Consider the following 22111-nt stretch of genomic DNA (forward strand, 5'->3'; position numbering starts at 1 on the left):
ACGCGAAAGGGATCCGACCCCGGTAGATCCACGCCATGCGTGGATGCGGCCTGCGATCCACGTGGTGGGGTCAGAGCCCTTTCGCACGCGAAAGGGATCCGACCCCGGTAGATCCACGCCATGCGTGGATGCGGCCTGCGATCCACGTGGTGGGGTCAGAGCCCTTTCGCGTGCGAAAGGGATCCGACCCCGGCTTTCATCTGCGCCGCTCCAGCCACCACAGCAGGGAAGCGCACAGCACGAACGCCAGCCACCATGGCCAGCGCGGGCCGGCCACCGGCTGCATCGCCTGCGCGCTGACCGGCACGGTGGTTGCCAGCGCCTGCGTGGTTGCATCGATCATCGCCTGGCGGTGCAGGACGGCGGCGTCCTTCGTGTCGAACACATAGCGCCATAACGTCGCGTCGCCATGCTGCAGCCGCTGCCAGCCTGCGGCACGCGGCCACCAGCCGGCGCAGCGCTGCGACGCTGTGGCGGCGTCAACGACCAGTGGCACGCCTGCATCCTTTGCATCGAAGGCCTGCAGCGGTGCCTGCACGCCGCACACGGCGACGCGTTCGCCCAGCCAGGCCTGCGGCTGCGGTGACCACAGCGCGTCGCCGTTACGCTGCGCGCGGGCCACGCTGGCCAGCACCGTGCTCCACAGTTCGCCGTGGCGATCATCGCGACCGGCCAGCACCCAGCGCCACGTGTCAGTGAGCGGCAGCAGGCCGATACGGCCTTTGCCGACGCTGCGCCAGCTGCCGATCGGCGCGCCGGTCTGGTCGTGCAGCAGTGCATTGCTGCCGGGCGACTGCAGGGACAGTGCTTCCAGCGCGGGCAGTGCGGCCGTGTGCGAGCTGCGGTCGGCGACTTCGCCATCCGCGCTGGGCAGGGTGCCGGCGGCCAGCGGACCCCGACGCGCGGCCAGCATCGCGCTATCACCATCGCCGGGCAGTGCAACGGCATGGCTGCCGCCATCACCCTGCACCGGCAAGCCGAGATCGCGCAGGCGCTGCCGTGCGCTGGCCGACGGAACGCCGCCGCTGCGGACCAGCACGCCCAGCCCCTCGCGCAGGGCCTGGCGCAGCACGGACACCTGCCCGGCGCTCAACGCCGCCAGGCTGCGTTCGTCCAGCAGCAACAGATCGCTGCGCGCCAGGCTGGCGGCGTCCAACGGCACCGCACCGTCACCTACGCTGAGGCCGGCGCCGGTGTCGGCCTGGACCTGCACGCGCAGGCCGGCATCGGTGGCCCAGCGGCGCAGGTACTTCAACTCCGGCCCCGGCGCACTGGCGCGCACCCGCAGGCGCAGGGGCGGCGCCGCGATCGTCTGCTGCGGCACCGGCACGCTGTCCAGCACATGGGCCTGCGCATCCTGCAGGCGCAGATGGAATACGCTGCGGCCGGGCGCGCGGGCGATGCCGCTGAGGCGCACGCGACCATCGGCACCCAACGTCGCTCGATCAACCACGGTGTCGGCCGGGTCCAACAGTTCGGCGCGCCCGCCGGTGACGCCGCGCGCCTGCGCGTGGACGTCGAAACGGGCGCCGGGCGCGGCATCGGCCGGGGGCTGCAGTGCGATCCAGCCAGACGGTGCAGGGGATGCCTGCCACGTCACGCGCGCCGGCAGCACGGCATCGCGATCGCGGGCTGCCAGCCCGGCACCGACCAGGGTGAGCGTGGCGGCAGGGTGCCTGCGCAGCGCTGTGGCCAGGTCGGGCACCCGCTGGCCACCCACTACGTCGGGCGCCTCCGGCAACAGCAGCACTGGACCGTCACTGGCCGGCACGGCACCCGCGGCGGCGGCATCTGCGGTGAGCACGACCAGGCCGCCCGCCGGCTGCTGCGCGCTGGGCGGCAACAGGCAGAAATACAGCAGCACGGCGGCAATGGCCTGAAGAACCATCCGCACCGCGCGCCAGCCGCGATGCGCGGTGGCCGTGCGCAGCTGCAGCAGGCTGGCCACGACCACGATGATGGCCAGGGCGACGGCCAGCCACAGGTTCAACGCGGTGGCCGTCATGGCAGCACCTCCAGTGCATCCAGATACTGCTGGCCCATCGCATCGGTGGCCGTGCGCCGCATCACCTGCGGCAGCGGGCGCTGCAGGGCGCGCCACAGCTGCGCGCGCAGGCGCTGGCGGCAGTCCTTGCAGCCAGGCGCGATACGCAGTTGCTCGATGGCGGCGGCCAGGTCCAGTGCATCGGGCAGGTAGGCCGCATTGCGTTGCTGCCAGTTGGCAAGTGCATCCAGGTCGGCGGCGCCTTCGCCATCACCCAGCCGCTGCCAGGCCTCGACGATGGCCGGGTCCGGTGGCGTGCGTGGCGCCAACGGCAGTTCACGGCTGGCCAGCCCGGCGCGGTCACCGCCCAGGCGGCGGCTCTCATCGATGGGCGGCAGCTCCGGCCCCACGCGGGCCAGGTAGATGCGCTCGGCCTGCTGCACCTGCTTGATGAAACCCAGCGCCTTGTAGGCGAAGGGCAGTGCCTGCTCCGGACGGCCCTGGCGCAGCTCGCCTTCGGCCGACCACATCTGGTCCAGCGCGGCCTTCAGCGTGGCCCGCGTCTGTGGGTCCAGCAGGGTGGCCGCTTCGGCGTGGTCGTGGGTGTGGCCGTACTCGGAAAGCACGTCGGTGGCACTGCCGAACACCGGCGGCGTATCGGCGCTGCTGGCGGTGCCGCCGTGATCGTGGTCATGATCGTCGCCGTGGTCGTGCGCGTCGGCGGTGGGTGCATCGCTGGTGGGCAGATCGCTGGTCGGCGGCGGCTTCGCTGCGCCTTCGCTCTCCTCGCCCAGGAACTGGCCGTACCGCAGGCGCAGGATGCGCTGGTCCACGCCGATGGCATCGCTGCGCGTCACGAACGCATCGGCAGCGAGGGCACGCCGCTGGCGGATCAATGCTTCGGCGTCGATGATGATCTGCCGCTGGCTGCGGAAGTACGCCGGCAGGGTCTTCTTGATGCGGCCTTCCAGCTCGGCAGTGAGTGCCACCTCCGCAGTCGGCAGGCGCAGGATCACGCTGCTGCTGCGCGCGGTCTGCGGCCGGGGTGCATGGTTGTCGCGGACTTCCAGCTGTGCGATCACATCGCCGCCGGGCTGCGCGCCCAGTGCGGCCAGATCCAGCGTGTGGGCGAAGCGCCGCGCGCTGGCTTCGCCGCTGCCGGTCAGCGCCACGCGGCGTGTTGCGAAGGTGATGTTCTCGCCACTGCCCTGGGTGGTGGTGATCGACAACATTGCCCCAGCAGCGACGCCATAGTCATCGCTGGCTTCGAAGCGCAGCGTCCACTGGCGTTGCCCGGGCGTGCCCAGCACCAGGCTGGATACCGGTTCCAGCACGCGCACGCTGGGCGCCCGGTCGGCCACCACGTCCAGCCGGTGCAGACGGGTTTCGGCCAGCGCCGGTTCGCTCACCACGCGGTACAGCACGGGCGCGCGCGCAACGTCTTGCGCCAGCCAGTGGCCATCCTGCTCGTGCAGCGGCAATTGCCGGCCATCGTGGAACTGCAGCCAGGCCCTGGCCGGGGCGCGATCGAAGCGTAGTGACCAGGACAGCCGGCTGTCTGCGGCGACTTTGGCATCCAACGCATTCTGGGTGAGGGTCGGCTGCCCGGTGTAGGCCGGCGCGTCCACCCGCAGGCGGGTGGACTGCAGGTGCAGCGGTCCTGCGGGCGCCTTATCGCCCGCTGCCGGCGCGTGCGCAGGCAGCGACGGTGCGCCCGCACGCGGCCAGCCCAGCGCCAGCAGCGCGATGGCCAGGCCGCCCAGCCAGCACAGCAGCAGCGCGCTGCGTGGCCAACGCGGAGGCAGCTCCGGCATGGTGCGTTCCAGTGTGGCCAGCACATGCGTGCGCTGGCGCTGCTGCAGCGGATTGAGCGTGGCAGCATCGGCAAACAGCAGGTCGGCGCTGTCTTCGCTGCTGCCGCTGGTGTCGAGTTGCCGCTGCAGCCAGTGCCGGTCCAGCCGGCGCGCGTGCGCGGTGGCCAGCGCGGCGCAGGCGAGCAGGCCGACCGTGGCGACCACGCAGGCAATGTCGAACCCGCCCAAGCGCAGGGCCAACGTGGCGGCGGCCAACGCCCAGGGCAGTCCCAGCAACAGGGTGATGAGCGCGCGTCGGCGTCGGGCGCGGCGCCATGCGAGTTGAAGTGTCTTCATGCCGCCGTCCTGCGCCGCGCGCTGCTGGCCATGCAGCGCTCCAGCGCGAACAGCAGCACGATGGCCAGCAGCAGCCACGCGGTGGGCTCGCGCACCGGCGCTGTGGCGGCCGGCAGTGCCGCGCGCTGTGGCTCCTGGTCCAGGGCATTTCCCAGCCGCGGTGGCGCCGGCGGCTGCAGCGCCAGCAGCAGGGCACGCGGCAGGTGCGGATCGCGCAGCGCCTCGGTCTTGGCGACATTCCAGTCAGCGGGCAGCGACAGCAGACGGCCGCGGCCGACGCGCTGCTGCCAGAGCAGGGGGGCGCCGCTGGCGTCGCGCAGCAGCACACTGGCGTTCGCGGCGGGCTTGGCGGCGGTCAGCACCTGGCCGCCGTCGCCCAGCCACGCCTGCCAGCGGGCGGGCAGTGCCTCGCCCCGGGTCCATACAGCGGTTTCGCCGCGCGCGGGCAGGGCATCGACAGGCAACGTATCCGGCGCTGCCTGCACGCCCCACGCGCGCTGCAGTGCGTTCACCCAGTGCTGCGCCGCGCTGGGTGCATCGGCCTGCACGCGCAGCCGCGGTGGCGCTGCCTGGGCCCGCTCCGCGGTGAGCGCGAGCGGATGCGTATGCCATTGCACCTCGCGTGACAGCTGCACCCGTGCTCCATCCAGGCCGGGTAACGGATCGGGCACGTGCACGATCAACGGGGTGCCTGCAGGAAGCTGCGCGTCCAGTTCGCGCAGCAGGCTGGGCAGGGTGGCGCTGCCGGGTACTGGCGCTTGTTCGATGGACGGGAATCCGGGCGCCAGCCAATGCCAGTTCGCAGCGTCGGCGCCACCGCGCAAGCCGCCCGCATCCAATCCCGGGGCAACCACGGTCCAGGCGGCAGGCACCGGCGCGGGACCGGTCAGCGCTGGCCGCGCCAGCAGCAGGGCCAGCGCTGCCAGCAACAGCAGGCGCACCAGCAGCAATGGCCAGTCATCGAAACGGATGCGCTGGCGCGGGCGGATCTGCGCGCGCAGCCAGCGCAGGGCCGCGAAATCCAGCGGCGTGTACGGATGGCGGCGGGCCAGGTGGATCAGCAGCGGCAGCAGCCAGGCAGCCAGTGCGGCCAGGCCCAGCGGGAACAGCAGGTTCATGCGCTGCCCCGGCGGCCGAACAGGGCCTGCAGTGGCTGGTCCAGCGGTTGGTCGAGCCAGCCGATGGCGCTGGCGATACCGCTGGCCTGTAAGCGTGACTGCAGGGCGGTGCGCGCGGCAGCGAAGCGCTGCAGGTAATCGCTGCGGATTGCAGCGCCATCGCCCAGCAGTTCGTCGCCGGTTTCCGGATCGCGGAAGCGATGGCCGGCATCGAACGGGAAGTCGCGTTCGTCGGCGGTCAGGATCTGCAGCAGCATCACCTCGCGGCGCGCGCCGGCCAGTTGTTCCAGCAAGGCGATACCGGCTTCGTCGAAGCCGTCGCCGATTGCCAGCAGCAGATCGCCGGGGCGCACGCGCTCCCACAGCGGGCGCAGGCGCTCGGCCACCGGCCACGCGCCACGGGCCTGCAGGGCATGCAGTTGCAGATGGATGCGATCGCGCTGGCGTGCACCGCTGGCGGCCGGCACCAGTTGCAGGCCATCGCCATTGATTGCCAGCAGGCCGAAGCGGTCGCCCTGCTGCAGGGCCAGTTCCAGCACACACGCGGCAACGCCACGCATGTGGTCCAGGCGCGTGCGCTGTGGCGCGGCACGGTCGGCCTGGCCGGCCGAGGCGGTGGCGTCCAGCAGCAGCCAGACGGTGATCGGGCTCTCGCGTTCGGATTCGCGCACGAAGAAGCGGTCCGAGCGGGCGTACAGCTTCCAGTCGATCTGGCGCAGCGCGTCGCCCGGCTCGTAGGCGCGGTACTGGGCAAACTCCAGGCCGGCACCGCGGCTGCGGCTGGCGTGCTGGCCGATGCCGCTGGCGCCGCTGGCCAGGCGCGGCGACAGCCGCAACGTGCGCAGGCGCGCACGCAGGTCCGGCGGCAGGGTCAGCGGGATGGCGGCGCTCACGCGGCAATCAACTGGGGAACGGCACGGCCTGCAGCAGCGCTGCAACCACGTCGTCGGCGCGCTTCTGTTCGGCTTCGGCGGCGAAGGACAGCAGCAGGCGATGGCGCATGACCGGTGCGGCCAGGGCCTGCACGTCCTCGCGGGTGGCGGCGAAACGGCCCTGCAGCAGTGCGCGGGCCTTGGCTGCCAGCACCAGTGATTGCCCGGCACGCGGGCCGGCGCCCCACTTCACCCACTGGTTGATGGCCGCCGGCGCACCGTCGCCGGGGCGGCTGGCGCGGACCAGGCGGGTGATCCAGGCCAGCACGTCGGGACTTACGTGGACCTGGCGCACGGCCGCCTGCAGGGCGATCACCGCCTCGGCATCCATCACCTTCGGCACCGCTGCGCTGGCGCCGCCAGTGGTCTGTTCCAGGATCTGCCGTTCCTCGTCTTCGCTGGGGTAATCCACCAGCACGTGCAGCAGGAAGCGGTCCAACTGTGCTTCGGGCAGCGGATAGGTGCCGGCCTGCTCGATCGGGTTCTGCGTGGCCAGCACGAAGAAAGGCGCGGGCAGTGCATAGGTCGTTCCCGCGTAGCTGACCGTGCGTTCCTGCATGGCTTCCAACAGCGCCGCCTGGGTCTTGGGCGGGGTGCGGTTGAGTTCGTCGGCCAGCAGCAGGTTCGTGAAGATCGGGCCCTGCTGGAAGCGGAAATGACGATGGCCGGTGCCGTGGTCTTCCTCCAGCAGTTCGGTGCCGAGGATGTCGCTGGGCATCAGGTCGGGGGTGAACTGCACGCGCCGGAACTGCAGTTTCAATGCCTGGCCCAGCGAGCGCACCAGCAGGGTCTTGCCCAGCCCGGGCGCGCCTTCCAGCAGGCAGTGGCCGCCGGCCAGCAGGCCGATCAGCAGTTGCTCGACCACCGCGTTCTGGCCGACCACGGCATGGGCCAGGGCATCGCGCAGTGCATGCAGGCGCGGCAGCAGGGAATCGAGGTCGGGCTGGGTCATGGCGGTGTTCCGATCAGTTGTTCAGTGCGTACATCACGATGTTGACGCCGAAACGGGTGTTGTCTTCGGCCAGGAAGCGCTTGTTGCGCCAGTCGTAGTCCCACTCGCAGCCGTAATCCTTGTTGCTGTAGAGCACGCCCAGGCGGCCATCGACCTCGATGCCCTTCAGGTAGTCGTGCACCAGGTCGTCGCCCCAGCCGTTCAGTTCGAAGCTGGTGGCGGGCGGACCTTCGGGGAAGCGGAAGAAACTGCGGTACAGCGCGTGGCTGTTGGGCAGCTTCTGCAGTGCCTTGGGCCCGAACAGGCGCGCCATCTGCGCTTCGAACGAGGTGGCGAACAGGCCGTCGATGTCATGGTTGCAGTCATCGACGAAGACGAAGCCGCCGTTGCGCACATAGCGCACGAAGTTCTGCCGTTCGGCGGCGTTGAACTCCACCAGGGTATGCCCGGCCAGATAGCAGAAGGGCGCTTCCAGCATGCGTGGATCGGCCAGGGCCACCACGTGTTCCTGCGGGTCCACGCGCAGCGAGGTGTAGTCGATCAAGGACGTGATGAGGTTGGACGGCATGCGCGCGTCCACGTCCCAATCGCCGGAATCGTACTGCAGGCGGGTGAACCAGAAGTCGTAGCGGGAACTGCGCGGGCCCGCCTGCGCCCACGCTGGCAGCGCCGCCGCCGAAGCGGCAGCGGCCAACCAGCGCAGGCAGGCCCGGCGATCCATCAGACGGCGTCGGACAACGAGGTGAAGGTGAAATCGCGCAGCTTCATCGGCGGGATCATCATCACGAAGCTGGATTCGTCACCGGCCACGCGCACCGGCTTGCCCAGCTCTTCGATGTTGTTGAGCATGATGACCGGCGATTCGTTGAAGCGGAAATTCTTCACCGGGTGCTTGATCTGGCCGTTCTCGATGTAGAAGGTGCCGTCGCGGGTCAGGCCGGTCAGCAGCACGGTCTGCGGGTCGACCATGCGGATGTACCAGGTGCGGGTGACCAGGATGCCCTTCTGGGTGCCGCGCACCAGCTCGGCGGTGCTCTTCTCGCCGCCGCTCATCAGCAGGTTGCCCGGCGTGGCCTTGGCGGTCTTGCCCTGCTTCTGCGCCCAGAAGCGCGAGTAGTCCAGGTTGGCCACCTTGCCGTTCTCGATGATGGCCATGCGCTCGCGCGGCATGCCTTCGCCATCCCACGGCAGCACCGGCGCTTCCGGGTGCCACGGGTCTGCGTACATGCTCACGCGCGGGTCGTACACCTGCTCGCCCAGCTTGTTGCCGCCGCCCTTCTTCGACAGGAAGCTGCGGCCTTCGTCGGCCGAGCGGGCGCTGAAGAAATTCATCATGAAGCTGATCAGGCCGGCCGCTGCGGCCGGCTCCAGGATGACCGTGTACTTGCCCGGTTCCAGCGCCTTGGCCTCGGCCGATTCGGTGGCCTTGCGCATGGCGATGCGGATGTCCTGCTCGGCCTTGAAGTCGGCGGCGTCCTTCAGGTTGCGGCCGACCCAGCCCGAACCGCGGCCGTCCTCGGTGCGCACGGTGCAGGTGTAGTCGAAGCTGGTGGTGCGCTGGTAGCCGAAGTTGCCATTGCTGTTGGCCGTGGCATAGAAGCCCTGGCCATCTTCCAGGAAGCCGGCGGCGATCAGGCCGTTGCCACGGCACGGGGCGATCGAATCGGCGGCGACCTTGGCCCGGAAGGCCGGATCGATGGCGGCGGTGGATTCGCTGAAGGTGGGACTGGCGCGGTAGGTCTGCTTGCCGATGGCCGGCATGAATTCCGGGTTTTCCGGGGCCAGGCGGGCCAGATCCTCGGCGCGGCGCACCACGCGTTCCAGCGCGGCATCGTCGAACTCGTTGATCGAGGCGGTGCCCACGCGCTTGCCGAAGGCCACGGTGACGGCCAGTTCGGTGTTGTCGACAATGCCGCTGGTGGACACGTTGTTCAGCGCGAAACGGATGTTGCCGTTGAGCGAACCGACCAGTACGGCGCTGCACTCATCGGCCTTGGACAGGGCGATGACCTTGTCGAGGATGGCCTTGGCCTGGGCTTCGGTGAAGATACTCATGGTGTAAGGGCTCCTGACCGGTCAGCCGAGGCTGCGTGCGGTGTTGATGACGTTGATGCCGTTGAAGCGCGCGGTGGACGAGCCGTGCGAGACCGCCGAAACCTGGCCGGGTTGGCCCTTGCCGTCGAAGAACGACCCGCCCAGGCGGTAGTCGCGCTCGTCGGCCACGGCGGTGCAGGCGTTCCAGAATTCCGGCGTGCGGATCTGGTAGGCCACGTCTTCCAGCATGCGGGTGATCTGCCCGTTCTTGATCTCGTAGAACAGCTGGCCACCGAACTGCGCGTTGTAGCGCTGCTGGTCGATCGAGAACGAACCGTCACCGATGATGTAGATGCCGTTTTCCACGTCCTTGATCATGTCGGCCACGCTGAGCGGGGTCTTGCCCGGTGCCATCGACACGTTGGCCATGCGCTGGAACTGCACGCTGGACCAGGAATCGGCATAGCAGCAGCCGTCCGATTCAGTCTTGCCCAGGATATGGGCCTGGTCGCGGATGGTCTGGTAGTCCACCAATTTGCCGTTGCTGATCAGGTCCCAGCGCTTGCACTTCACGCCTTCATCGTCATAGGCAACCGCGCCCAGGCTGCCCGGCTGGGTCTTGTCGGCGAAGATGTTCACCTGCTCGCTGCCGTACTGGAAGTGCTGCTCGCGCTTGTCCAGGGTGGCGAAGCTGGTGCCGGCGTAGTTGGCTTCGTAGCCGAGCACGCGGTCCAGTTCCAGCGGGTGGCCGATCGATTCGTGGATGGTCAGCCAGGTGTGCGACGGGTCGAGGACCAGGTCGTACTTGCCGGGCTTCACCGACGGCGCCTTCAGCTTCTCCTGCGCCTGCCTGGCGGCCGCGATGGCGTCCTCCTTCATGTCGTAGGACGAACCGTAGTTCACCACGCCGTTGGGGGTGAGCACCTTGCCGGCGGCGGCGCCGTCCAGGTACTCGTAGCCCAGCCCCATCGGCGCGGACAGGCCTTCGCGGGTGCGGAACTTGCCGCTGGCCTTGTCGATGGCGGTGACCGTCATCGGCGCCCAGATGCGGTGCACGTCCTGGTCGATGTAGGAACCATCGGTGGAGGCGAAGTACTTCTGTTCGTTCACCAGGAACAGCATCGAGTTGACGAAGCTGGCACCGGCGCCCATCGCCGCGGCGTTGACGTCCAGCAGCAGGTCGACCTTTTCCTTGATCGGCACGTCCATGGCGTTCTTGCGGATCGGGGTCTTCCAGCTGACCTCGCCCACGCCCGGTGCCTTGGCCAGCTGCACCGGCGCGGTCTGCACGCCGGCGTTGGCCTTGGCAATCGCGGCGGCCTGCTGCGCGGCGCGGGCCACGTCGGCGGTGCCCAGCGCATTGGTGGCCGCAAAGCCCCAGGCACCGTTGACGATCACGCGGATGCCCACGCCAGTGGACTCGGTGTTCACCACGTTCTGCACCTTGTCTTCGCGGGTGATCACGAACTGCCGCAGGTAGCGGCCGATGCGCACGTCGCAGTAGGTGGCGCCGGCGCTGCGCGCGGCCTGCAGGGCGGCGTCGGCCAGGCGCTTCTTCAACGCCGGGTCCAGGCTGGACTGCAGCTGCTCGGCGGCGATCGCCTTGCCGAAGAAGGAGGGCACGATCAGGCCACCCGCGGTAAGCCCGGTCAGGGCCAGGAAGTCACGTCTTTGCAAGGCTGCTCTCCACGTCGAAGGATGGGAAGACTCAGGCGCCGAGACTGCGCGCGGTGTTGATGATGTTGATGCCGTTGAAGCGGGTGGTGGACGATCCGTGGGAGACCGCCGAGACCTGGCCGGGCTGGCCCTTGCCATCGAAGAACGAGCCGCCCAGGCGGAAATCGCGTTCATCGCAGATGGCGGTGCACGCATTCCAGAATTCCGGCGTGCGGATCTGGTAGGCCGCGTCCTCGACCATGCCGGTGATCTTTCCGTTCTTGATCTGGTAGTACAGCTGGCCACCAAACTGCGCGTTGTAGCGCTGCTGGTCGATGGAGTAGGAGCCGCGGCCATGGATCCAGATGCCGTTCTCCACGTCCTTGATCATGTCCTCCACGCTGAGCGGCGTCTTCCCGGGCGCCAGCGAGACATTGGCCATGCGCTGGAACTGCACGCTGGACCACGAATCGGCGTAGCTGCAGCCGTGCGAAGCCTCGCGACCGAGGATGTGGGCCTCGTCACGGGTGGCCTGGTAATCGACCAGCACGCCATCGCGCACCAGGTCCCAGCGCTGGGTCTTCACCCCTTCGTCGTCGTAGCCGACCGCGCCCAGGCTGCCCGGCTGGGTCTTGTCGGCGAAGAAGGTGACGATGTCGCTGCCCCAGCGGAAGCCGGCATCGCGCTTGTCCAGCGTGGCGAAGCTGGTGCCGGCGTAGTTGGCCTCGTAGCCCAGCACGCGGTCCAGTTCCAGCGGATGGCCGACGTTCTCGTGGATGGTCAGGAACAGGTTGGACGGGTCCAGCACCAGGTCGTACTTGCCGGGCTTCACCGAGGGCGCCTTCAGCTTCTCGCGCGCGTGGCGGGCGGCGGCAATGGCGTCCTCGACCGGGTCATAGGAATCGCGGTACGCGGTGATGCCGCCGGGCAGCTGCACCTTGCCGCGTGCATCGCCATCCAGGAATTCGTAGCCCATGCCCATCGGCGAGGACAGGCCGGCACGGGTGCGGAACTTGCCGCTGGCCTTGTCGATGGCGGTGGCGGTGAAGGGCAGCCAGATGCGGTGGATGTCCTGGTCGATGAACGAGCCGTCGCTGGAGGCGAAGTACTTCTGCTCGTTGACCAGGAACAGGGTGGAGTTGATGAAGTCGGCGCCGGCATCCAGCGCGGCGCTGTTGAGCGCCAGCAGCAGTTCCACTTTGTCCTGGATCGGTACGGCCATGGCGTTCCTGCGCACCGGCGTCTGCCAGCGCACGTCGCCCACGGCCGGGGTGGGGGCCAGTTGCACGGGGTGGGTCTGGATGGTCGCGTTGGCGCGGGCGATGGCGGCTGCCTGCTCGACGGCCCCGCGCACGGCGGCCTCGGTCTGCTGGTGGGTGGCGGCGAAGCCCCAGGCGCCATTGACGATCACCCGCACGCCCACGCCGGACGACTCCCGGTTGGTCACGTTGCCGACCTGGTGCTCGCGGGTGATGATCGACTGGTTGAGGTAGCGGCCGATGCGCACGTCGCAGTAGCTGGCCTTGGCGCTGCGGGCGGCGGACAGGGCCACCTCGGCCAAACGCCTGCGCTGGGCGGTATCAACCGGCGCCAGCAGCTGCTCGGCCGCGATCAGCCGCGAATGCGGCAGCACCAGGCCCGCCAGGCCCAGACCGGAAAATGCCAGGAACTCACGTCGTTGCACAGCGTCTCTCTCTCACTTCCGTGCGGCTGGCAACGGGCCAGGCCGATCACGTCAACTCTCCGACTTTCGCCAGCGCGGGGCGTGGCGGCAAGTGACTGCAGTCATGGGTGGGGAGGGTTTCGGCAGGGCTTGCAGCCCTGCACCTGCTTGGGGCAACGGCAACGGCCAGAGCCAGAGCCAGAGCCAGAGCGGCATTCCGTGGGTGGGCGGGGCGGTGTCGGATTGCGGGGACGCCGTGAATCCGTCCATGGAGGCTTGGCAGCCGCATCCATGCGGCTGACACCCCGCAATCCGACACCGCCCCACCTCTGACAGATTCCTGCAGCTGTTGGGAACTGCGATGGTTGTCCGCGCGGCTGTTGGTAGGTGTCGACCTTGGTCGACACATCTGTCAGATATCGAAATAAATCTGGGGTCAGATCCCGTTGCGTAGCAACGGGATCTGACCCCGTGCCGTTCCGACAGATCGCGGTCAACTGTCGAAGGCGGGGTGGGTCCGGTTGAGGGGGCGTGAGCCGCATGGATGCCGCGACCAAGCCCCCATGGATGGGTTTACGGCGTCCCCCTCAACCGGACCCACCCCGCCTACCCACAGGAAACCAGCTTTTGCTGTTGCTTTGGCCGTTGCCGTTGCCTCTGCAGGTGCAGGGCTGCAAGCCCTGCCCAACAATCCCCCCTCGTGCACAATGGGCCGACTCCGCCTGGACCCCGCCCTGATGTCGAGCAAGCCGTATTCAGAAGCCTGCGAACGCAACCGCGAACCAATCGCCGCGGCGCTCGACCCGTGGATGGGCGATCGCCACCGGGTGCTGGAAATCGGCAGTGGTACGGGCCAGCATGCCGCGTTCTTCGCCGAGCGCTGGCCGTGGCTGCGCTGGCAGCCGAGTGATCACCCCGACCATCTGCCGGGCATCGAGGCCTGGCGCGCCGAGGCCGCGTTGCTGAACCTGCTGCCGCCGCTGGCGCTGCAGGTGGAACTGCCGCCTGCGCCGGGTCTGGCGCTGCCCGAAGGCAGCACCTTCGACGCCGCATTCAGCGCCAACACGCTGCACATCATGGGCTGGGACTACGTGCAGGCCTTGTTCGCCGCTCTGCCGCCGCTGCTGCGCCACGGCGCGTTGCTTGCGGCGTACGGCCCGTTCAATTACGGCGGCCGCTACACCAGCGACAGCAATGCGCAGTTCGATGCCTGGCTGAAGGCGCGCGACCCGCGCAGCGGCATCCGCGACGTGGAAGCCGTGCAGACGCTGGCCGCGGACAACGGCTTCACCCGCCTGCGCGACGTGGCCATGCCAGCCAACAACCGACTGCTGCTGTGGCGGTTGGGGTGATCAGCTAGCGGATTGTTCGAATTGCCGCAGGCAGCGCTGGCAGCTTGCACTGATGCCGTCCACCATACGTTCCAGAACCGGGTGGCGCATGCCCTCTGCCTGCAGCCCCGCGAGCAATGCCCGGGCGATGCCGGGCAGCTGTGTTGCCATGTCGAACAGGCCCGACAGTGATTTCTGCGGGTCCAGCTTCATTCCATCAGCGGTGGCCTCCCAATCCGCCAAGCGGACATCCCACCAGCGGTAATGACTGCCGATCTTCATGGCCATCTTGATCTTGCGTTGCTGCAGATGTGCATAGGGCAGTGCACTTGAGATGTCATACAGCGGGGCAAGGCGAACGCTTCCTTGTGCGCCGATCAGCAGCGAATAGTTCTTGGCATGCGCGTCAGTGCCGCCAATGAGATAGTTGAACTGCAGTGCCTGCAGCAGTCTTTCGACATCCGCTCTTGGCTTGCTGGAATGTTCCCAAAGCACGCGCGCCAGATCGGCCGGCCCCGGTCCGCCCTGATTCTGGTACTTGATGTGTGGCATGACACCCAGCGCCTGGCAGAAGTCTTCCTGGTGAACGCGTTGCCAACCCTGTGCTGTTCGCACGCGGTCGAAGCGCGTCACCGCAATGGCCTGTGCGTCCTCCATGCAGATCATTTCAGTGGACGCAGCCGACATGCCGAGTTGACTGGCCAGGCGCAGACAGAAGACCTCGTTCTCCACGAATCCGTCGTAGTCGCCACTGGGCGGTTTGAGGATATGCGTGGTGGGGATGCGACCGGCCGGAATTGCCCAACCTCCATCGTCGCGTTGCATCAGGGCGATCTTGGGTTGCGCCCCGGCCAGGCTGAACTGGCCGACATCATCGGGTTGCCGCGCTGCAATCTGGTCCACTCGGATCCGCTGAAGGCGCTGAGCGACCTCATGGAGGGACAGCGGCTCCTGCCGATCGTCCTCACCGGCAAGTACGGCGGCGAGCCGTTCGCCTCGTACGAACTGGACCGCGCCTGCACAGTCTTCACCGACATGTGACAGCAACGCGACCGGGTTGCGGGACGAAACATGGAACCGGGAAGCCCATCGCTGCAGAAGGGCCTCGTTGTCGGGCAGCAGCCCCCACAGGACCGCAGAGAGCGTGGCAGCGGGCGCGCTGTTCTCTGTCAATGGAAGTGCAAGTGACAAGGGATAGGCGCCCGGCGTCTGGCGCCAACTGTCTGCATACCGGAATGTCGGATGGCCATGTGCATCCTGTCCCAGGTATCCAGCCAGTCTGTTGGAAAGGAGTACGTTGAGGTCCATGCGGGAGGCACGATGTCCGGGAGGAAGGGGCTGTCAGACGGCCTTGTGGGGCTTTCTACGCCCCAACGTCATGGCAGTCGCGCGGTGCTCGTCCGGGCGCAGCCCGTTGCCATCCACGATAGTGTCGATATCAGGCAGTTCCAGAGGCATTTCCGACGATGCAGCGGAGGAGGCCATTCCCTCGACAGTGCCCGTAGCCAGTATCAGGCCGAGGACGTTGAGCGTCCGCAGCACCAGTTGCAGCTCCACCCGCGGCTTGCCCTTCTCCATTTCGATGACCCATTGCCGACTGACGCCTACGCGTTCGGCCAACTGGGCCTGATCCCAACGGAGTGCTTTGCGACGCTGGCGGATGACCAGGCCCAGGTGTCGGGACGTTCGCAGGATGTCCATAGGTGGAATGTATGCGCTCGGCAACATTTAATCAAAGTCGCCGTTCGATAACATTTCAAGAATGTCATTGAACGACGACAATTTTTCAAATGTCGGCGTTCGCTGGCATTGATCGCCAGCGCTTCAGGCGCGAAATCCTTCCGGGCAGTCGGCCAAGGGCCGGGAGGGTCCTGCTGCCGGTTACGCCACCTGCACGATATGCAGCGCCTTCGGGTTGCGCCACTGCGCCAGCAGCGCCGCTTCCCGCGCCTTGGCCTGCGCGAAATGGGCTTCCTTGACGTGGCCGAAGCCGCGGATGTGCTCGGGCACGCTGGCAATCTCCACCGCCAGCGACAGTCGGTCGTCCTCCAGCCCGTCCAGCAGCAGCTGCACCGTCGCCTCGTAATCGGCAATCAGCTGGCGTTCCATGCGGCGCTCTTCGGTGCGGCCGAACACATCGAAGCGGCCGCCACGCAGGAACTTCAGCCTGGCCAGCAGGCCGAAGGCCTTGAACATCCACGGGCCGTATTCCTTCTTCAGCAGGCGGCCCTGTTCGTCCTTCTTGGCGAACAACGGCGGCGCCAGGTGGAAGCGCAGCTGGTAGTCACCCTCGAACTGCTGCTGCAAGCGGCGCTGGAAATCGCCGCTGGTATACAGGCGCGCCACTTCGTACTCGTCCTTGTAGGCCATCAGCTTGAACAGGTAGCGGGCCACGGTTTCGGTCAGCGCGGTGGAACCGCCGATGCGCTCGCCTTCGGCCGCGCGCACGCGTGCCACCAGCTCGCGGTAGCGCGCGGCATAGGCGGCATCCTGGTAGTCGACCAGGAACGCGGCACGGCGTTCGATCATTTCATCCAGCGAACGCGACAGGCGCGCATCGTCCAGCGGCAGGAACGCGACGTCGCCACCGTGCGAGGGCAGGCCACGCAGTTCGCGTTCGTCGCCGGTGTTGCGCGGCGCGGCGGTGGCGCCCCATTCGTTGCCTTCCCATTCGCCCGGCGGCAGCGGGTGCAGCGGGCCGGGCGTGGCTTCGGTGTCGGTGTGGCGGTTGCGTACCAGGCCGGCGGCCTGCTGCACGGCCTGCGGGTCGACCGCGGCCAGGCGGCCCCAGGCGAAGGCCTGCTGGTTCATCGCTACGGCGGCACCATTCAGTTCGATGGCACGCATCAGCGAATCGAACGACAGCGGCACCAGGCCCTGCTGCCAGGCGTAGCCCAGGATGAACAGGTTGGCGGCGATCGCATCGCCCAGCAGCGCGGTGGCCAGCTGGGTGGCATCGAGCAGCAGCGGCTCCTGGCCGCCCAGCGCCACGCGCACGCCGGCAATGATGTCGGCCGCCGGGAACTGCATGTCCGGGCGGGTGGTGAAGGTGCCGGGCATTGCCTCGTAGGTGTTCAACACCACCTGCGAACGGCCGGCGCGCACCTTCGACAGCGCCCAGTAGTCATTCACCACCACCATGTCGCAGCCCAGCACCAGGTCGGCCTCGCCGGCGGCAATGCGCACGGCGTGGATATCGTCCGGGCGCCGCGCGATGCGGATATGCGTGGTCACCGCGCCACCCTTCTGCGCCAGGCCGGTCTGGTCCAGCACCGAAGCACCCTTGCCTTCCAGGTGGCCGGCCATGCCCAGCAGCGCGCCGATGGTCACCACGCCGGTGCCACCCACGCCGGTGATCAGGATGTTCCAGGGCTGTTCCAGCGTGCCGCGCACGGTCGGCGCCGGCAGGTTGTCCAGCAGGGTGGAAGCATCGCGCTTGCTGCCCTTGCGCGGCTGGCCACCGTGCACGGTCACGAAGCTGGGGCAGAAGCCATTCACGCACGAATAGTCCTTGTTGCAGTTGGACTGGTCGATCTCGCGCTTGCGCCCGAATTCGGTGTCCTTCGGCAGCACCGACACGCAGAAGCTCTTCTTGCCGCAGTCGCCGCAGCCTTCGCAGACCAGCGAATTGATCAGCACCCGCTTCTGCGGATCTTCCAGCTTGCCGCGCTTGCGGCGGCGGCGCTTCTCGGTGGCGCAGGTCTGTTCGTAGATCAGGATCGAAACGCCCTTCACCTCGCGCAGGCGCTTCTGCACCGCGTCCAGTTCACTGCGGTCGTGGAATTCGACATCGCTGGGGAAATGCTCGCGCTGGCCGGTCCACTTGCCGATGTTGTCCGACAGCACCACGATCGTGTGGATGCCCTCGGCGCGCATCTGCCGGGCGATGTCGGGTACGCTCAGCGGGCCGTCCACCGGTTGGCCGCCGGTCATGGCCACCGCATCGTTGTAGAGGATCTTGTAGGTGATGTTCACCCCGGCGGCCACTGCCTGGCGGATCGCCAGCGAGCCACTGTGGAAGTAGGTGCCGTCGCCCAGGTTCTGGAACACGTGCGGGGTATCGGTGAACGGCGCCTGCCCGGCCCAGGTCACGCCTTCGCCGCCCATGTGGGTGAAGGTGTCGGTGCTGCGGTCCATCCAGGTCACCATGTAATGGCAACCGATGCCGGCCAGCGCACGCGAGCCTTCCGGCACGGTGGTGGAGGTGTTGTGCGGGCAGCCCGAGCAGTAATGCGGCACGCGCGGGAAGCTGGCGCGCGGCAACGCGAGCTCGGCTTCCTTTTCCTGCATCCACTGCAGGCGCTGCTCGATCGATTCGTTGTTGAAGAACTTCTGGATGCGGCGACCGATCACGCCGGCGATGGTGGCCGGGGTCAGTTCGCCGGTGGACGGCAGGATCCACTCGCCGCTCTCGTCGTACTTGCCGACGATGGACGGGCGCTGGCCCCAGCTGGCCGGCCAGTTGAAGAACTGCTCCTTCATCTGTCGCTCGATGAAGGCACGCTTCTCCTCCACCACGATGATGTCTTCCAGGCCCTGTGCGAAGCGCGCGATGCCTTCCGGCTCCAGCGGCCAGGTCATGCCGACCTTGTACACGCGGATGCCGATGTCGGCGCAGGCCGCTTCGTCCAGGCCCAGGTATTCCAGCGCCTGCAGTACGTCCAGGTAGCTCTTGCCGGTGGTGACGATGCCCAGACGCGCGCGCGGCGCATCCATCACCACCTTGTCGATGCCATTGGCGCGGGCGAAGGCCTGCGCGGCCTTCACCGCATAGCGGTGCAGGCGCATCTCCTGGTCCAGCGGCGGGTCCGGCCAGCGGATGTTGAGGCCGCCGCTGGGCATGTCGAAGTCTTCGGGCAGCACGATGCGCCGCGCCAGCGGATCAACTTCCACCGAGGCCGAGGATTCCACCGTCTCGGCGATGGTCTTGAAGCCCACCCAGCGACCGGTATAGCGGCTCATGGCCCAGCCGAGCAGGCCCATGTCCAGGATGTCCTGCACGCCGGCCGGGTTCAGCACCGGCATCATCGCGCTGACGAACTCGTCCTCGCTGCCATGCGGCAGGGTCGAGCTGCGGCAGGCATGGTCATCGGCCGCCAGCGCCAGCACGCCGCCGTATCGCGAAGTACCGGCAGCGTTGGCGTGCTTGAACACGTCACCGCAGCGGTCCACGCCCGGCCCCTTGCCGTACCACATGCCGAACACGCCCTGCACGTTGGCGCCGGGGAACAGGTTGGTCTGCTGCGTGCCCCAGACCATGGTGGCACCCAGATCTTCGTTCAGGCCGGGGGTGAACTTCACCTTGGCCGCTTCCAGATGCTTGCGTGCGCGCCACAGCTCCAGGTCGAAGCCGCCCAGCGGGCTGCCGCGGTAGCCACTGACGAAGCCAGCGCTGTCGATGCCTTCGGCGGAATCGCGCAGGCGCTGCATCAGCGGCAGCCGCACCAGCGCCTGCACGCCACTCAGGTAGATCCGCCCCTCGTTGCGGGTGTACTTGTGGTCGAGCGTGTAATCACGGTCGATCAGGTCGGCGGAAGAGGGCGAAGTGAGTTGCGCGGTACTGGTCATGGCTGGCCCGGTGAGGATCGGCTGGCACCAGCCCTGCGCGGGGCAGGGCGGGAAAGGCGCGGATTGTAACAGTGGGGGCGTGGTGGCCCGGCACTCGCATCGGCGGCCGTGCTGGGGTTAGGATCGGGGTGTGGGGGGTTGTTGTTTCAACCAGGGGGAAGTTTGATGTCCGTTTCATTGAAGTGGCTGGCCAGCGCCGTGCTGGCCTTGGGCGTGGCCAATGCATGGGCCGCGCCGGCGCTGCCAGCGCCGCAGGAGTTCTATTTCGACACCGATGCCGCGGCTGCACCGATGGTGGTAGCCCAGGGTGAAGGTGACGAACTGGTGGCCCAGCTGATGAAGCAGCGCGAGCGCGGCCGCAAGGTACTGGAAGCCAACATACAGCTGGCATCGGTGGCGATCGGCATGGGCCGCACCGAGCTGGGCGAGAAGCTCTATCGCGACGCGCTGGCCGACACCACGCCGCAGAGCGCCGCAGGCCGGGGCGTACGCTGGAACTACGGTTGGGACCTGATGCGCCAGGGCCAGCCGTTGGGCGCGCTGGAACAGTGGCTGTCGGCCACCAGCAGCCAGTACACCAACCCCAGCTGGGTGCCGCCCACCTTTGCGCTGGCGCTGTGGCGCGCCGGCCAGCAGCAGGAAGCGGTGAAGTGGTATGCCGCTGCCGTGCGCACCGAGCCCACGCAGTGGAGCGACAGCAGCCGCTACGCCGAACTGCTGCCGGGCTGGCGCGACGACGAACGGGCCAGCCTGGCCGAAGTGCAGCAGGCCTGGGCCGCCGCACCGCCGGCCTGGCCCTGAAACGGCTGAACCCCGCTGATGGCGTTTGATGCGTTCGCACTGATCCTGGCCATGCTGGGGTTGGGCATGCTGTTCGCGCGTCTGCGCGCATTGCCGGAAACCGCGCCGGAAACGCTGAACAAGGTGGTGCTGTACGTCTGCCTGCCGGCTGCGGTGCTGACCTACGTGCCGCGCCTGCACCTGGATGCCAGCCTGCTGGGCCTGATGGCCACGCCCTGGTTGCTGATGCTGGCCACCTGGGCGCTGGTCAGCCTGGCCACGCGGGTGTTCGGTTTCGCCCGCGATGTGCACGCCGTGCTGCTGATCTGCGTGGCGCTGGCCAACTCCAGCTTCATCGGCTACCCGATGGTGCGCGCGCTGCTGGGTGACGCGGCGCTGCCGTACGCGGTGGTGTACGACCAGTTCGGTACGTTCCTGCTGCTGTCGACGTTCGGTCTGCTGGTGTTGGCCCGCTACAGTGGCGACCGGCCGCCCACCGCGCGCCAGGTACTGGGGCGGATCGCGCGTTTTCCGCCGCTGTGGGCACTGGTTTTCGCCCTGCTGCTGATGCCAGCGCAGCCGCCGGCCTGGATCGGCACCGCGCTGAAGCAACTGGCCGATGCGATGCTGCCGCTGGTGATGCTGGCGGTGGGCCTGTCGATCCAGTTGCGCCTGCGCCGCGAAGAGCTGAAGCCGCTGGCCGTGGGCCTGCTGCTGAAGCTGCTGGTGCTGCCGGCGCTGGCCCTGCCGTTGTCGTGGCTGTTGGGCATGCAGGGCCTGATGCTGCAGGCCAATGTGTTGGAATCGGCCATGCCGACCATGATCACCGCCGCCGCGCTGGCGATCTCGCACCGCCTGGCGCCGCGGTTGGCGGCCGCGCTGGTGGGCTACGGCATCGTGCTGTCGCTGGTCACCCTGCCGGCATGGATGTGGGTACTGGGGTGAGGTTGTGCGGCAGGGCTTGCAGCCCTGCACCCGCCACGAGCCAAAGCCGAAGCAAGAGCAAAAGCGAGCATTCCGTGGGATGGCGGGGTGGGTCCGGTTGCGGGGGACGGCGCAAGTACGTCCCTGTAGCCTTGGCCGCGGCATCCATGCCGCGGACACCCCCGCAACCGGACCCACCCCGCCTCCGACAGTTTCCTGCGATCTGCCGGAACGACACGGGATCTGATCTGCTCTGATAGGTGTCGACCTTGGTCGACACGGTAGATCCACGCCATGCGTGGATGCGAGCGAAGCGACCCGCTTCTGCTCTTGCTCTTCTTTTTCTTCTCCGTGGCTGACCGCGCACGGAAACTGTCAGAGGGTCGGGCGGGTTGGGTTCGCGGGGGTATCCGCGCCATGGATGGCGCGGCTAAGCCTCCATGGAAGGATTCACGGCGTCCCCCGCGAACCCAACCCGCCCGGCCAAGCACGGCTGTTGCAGTCGACTAACTGTGATCTCTCTGTACGTTGTTCATCCGGGACATCTCTGGAAAATGGTGGTTACCACACCTCTCCAGATCCCAAAGAGCCCGGATGAACAACCATAAAAATGCCCGTTTAACGCCGTTTAGTCGAGAACTTCTTGTCCGTCGCATCCTCCACGAGGGCCTGCGGCCGGAGGAGGCAGCACAAGCGTGTGGCGTAAGTGTGCGTACGGCCTACAAGTGGCTGGCCCGATTCCGGGAGTTCGGGGCGTCGGGGCTGGAAAACCGCAGCTCTCGCCCGCACCAGACGCCGCATGCCACGCCTGCGTCGGTCGTCGAGCAGATCAAGGAGCGCCGCCGTAAACGGCACACCTACCTGACCATTTCCAAGGCCTTGGGGATCGGCCACAGCACCATTTCCCGGTTGATGCGTGTTCACGGCCTCAACCGGCTGTGCCGGCTGGATCCGCCCAAAGCGGTCATCCGATACGAATACGATCAGCCCGGAGGACTGCTGCACCTGGATATCAAGAA

At 67.8% G+C, this 22111-nt stretch carries 16 protein-coding genes; 4 read left to right on the forward strand and 12 right to left on the reverse strand.

What is annotated here, in order from left to right:
• Positions 1-196: 196 nt before the first annotated feature.
• The 9 genes from C1930_RS00625 to C1930_RS00665 are packed head-to-tail and all read right to left on the reverse strand — an operon-like array spanning position 197 to position 12510.
• On the reverse strand, positions 197-2005 hold the full coding sequence (locus C1930_RS00625; protein WP_108770841.1) for a hypothetical protein: 1809 nt from the start codon (positions 2003-2005) through the stop codon (positions 197-199).
• Complete coding sequence (locus C1930_RS00630) at positions 2002-4134, reverse strand: hypothetical protein (protein ID WP_108770842.1); 2133 nt, start codon at positions 4132-4134, stop codon at positions 2002-2004. The genes C1930_RS00625 and C1930_RS00630 overlap by 4 nt, the downstream gene beginning before the upstream one ends.
• Positions 4131-5252, reverse strand: a complete 1122-nt coding sequence (locus C1930_RS00635; protein WP_108770843.1) for a BatA domain-containing protein — start codon at positions 5250-5252, stop codon at positions 4131-4133. The genes C1930_RS00630 and C1930_RS00635 overlap by 4 nt, the downstream gene beginning before the upstream one ends.
• Complete coding sequence (locus C1930_RS00640) at positions 5249-6145, reverse strand: DUF58 domain-containing protein (protein ID WP_108755033.1); 897 nt, start codon at positions 6143-6145, stop codon at positions 5249-5251. The genes C1930_RS00635 and C1930_RS00640 overlap by 4 nt, the downstream gene beginning before the upstream one ends.
• 7 nt (positions 6146-6152) lie before the next feature.
• The gene (locus C1930_RS00645) at positions 6153-7136 is read right to left on the reverse strand and encodes a MoxR family ATPase (protein WP_108755034.1); all 984 of its coding nucleotides are present in this window, start codon (positions 7134-7136) and stop codon (positions 6153-6155) included.
• Between the two features lie 13 nt (positions 7137-7149).
• Positions 7150-7857 carry a DUF4159 domain-containing protein gene (locus tag C1930_RS00650; protein WP_108760858.1) on the reverse strand — a complete coding sequence of 236 codons (708 nt, stop codon included), beginning with the start codon at positions 7855-7857 and terminating at the stop codon, positions 7150-7152.
• On the reverse strand, positions 7857-9191 hold the full coding sequence (locus C1930_RS00655; protein ID WP_108755036.1) for a TldD/PmbA family protein: 1335 nt from the start codon (positions 9189-9191) through the stop codon (positions 7857-7859). Before C1930_RS00655 ends, C1930_RS00650 begins: the two co-directional genes overlap by 1 nt.
• A 21-nt stretch (positions 9192-9212) precedes the next feature.
• On the reverse strand, positions 9213-10847 hold the full coding sequence (locus C1930_RS00660) for a TldD/PmbA family protein (protein ID WP_108770844.1): 1635 nt from the start codon (positions 10845-10847) through the stop codon (positions 9213-9215).
• Positions 10848-10878: 31 nt separating this feature from the next.
• Positions 10879-12510: a TldD/PmbA family protein gene (locus C1930_RS00665; protein WP_199912393.1), complete on the reverse strand. Its 1632-nt coding sequence runs from the start codon at positions 12508-12510 to the stop codon at positions 10879-10881.
• Positions 12511-13226: 716 nt separating this feature from the next.
• Here C1930_RS00665 and C1930_RS00670 point away from each other — a divergent pair.
• On the forward strand, positions 13227-13841 hold the full coding sequence (locus tag C1930_RS00670) for a DUF938 domain-containing protein (protein ID WP_108770845.1): 615 nt from the start codon (positions 13227-13229) through the stop codon (positions 13839-13841).
• Here the strand turns inward: C1930_RS00670 and C1930_RS00675 are convergent, their stop codons facing one another.
• The 3 genes from C1930_RS00675 to C1930_RS00685 all read right to left on the reverse strand — a co-directional run bounded on the left by C1930_RS00675 (position 13842) and on the right by C1930_RS00685 (position 19388).
• Positions 13842-15128: a type II toxin-antitoxin system HipA family toxin gene (locus C1930_RS00675; RefSeq protein ID WP_108770846.1), complete on the reverse strand. Its 1287-nt coding sequence runs from the start codon at positions 15126-15128 to the stop codon at positions 13842-13844.
• A 33-nt stretch (positions 15129-15161) separates the two neighbouring features.
• Positions 15162-15521: a helix-turn-helix transcriptional regulator gene (locus tag C1930_RS00680; RefSeq protein ID WP_108772513.1), complete on the reverse strand. Its 360-nt coding sequence runs from the start codon at positions 15519-15521 to the stop codon at positions 15162-15164.
• 180 nt (positions 15522-15701) lie between these two features.
• Entirely contained in the window at positions 15702-19388 is a 3687-nt protein-coding gene (locus tag C1930_RS00685) for an indolepyruvate ferredoxin oxidoreductase family protein (protein ID WP_108770847.1), read from the reverse strand.
• Positions 19389-19553: 165 nt separating this feature from the next.
• On the opposite strand from C1930_RS00685, the gene C1930_RS00690 reads away from it, so the two are divergent.
• From C1930_RS00690 to C1930_RS00700, 3 genes are all read left to right on the forward strand, one after another.
• Positions 19554-20189 carry a hypothetical protein gene (locus C1930_RS00690; protein WP_108755040.1) on the forward strand — a complete coding sequence of 212 codons (636 nt, stop codon included), beginning with the start codon at positions 19554-19556 and terminating at the stop codon, positions 20187-20189.
• Between the two features lie 18 nt (positions 20190-20207).
• Positions 20208-21113, forward strand: coding sequence for an AEC family transporter (locus tag C1930_RS00695; protein ID WP_108751767.1), 906 nt, complete (start codon positions 20208-20210; stop codon positions 21111-21113).
• Positions 21114-21686: 573 nt separating this feature from the next.
• A partial coding sequence (locus tag C1930_RS00700; protein WP_159093512.1) for a leucine zipper domain-containing protein occupies positions 21687-22111 on the forward strand: 425 nt, incomplete at its 3' end.

It is taken from the genome of Stenotrophomonas sp. SAU14A_NAIMI4_8 (assembly GCF_003086695.1).
Classification (GTDB): domain Bacteria; phylum Pseudomonadota; class Gammaproteobacteria; order Xanthomonadales; family Xanthomonadaceae; genus Stenotrophomonas.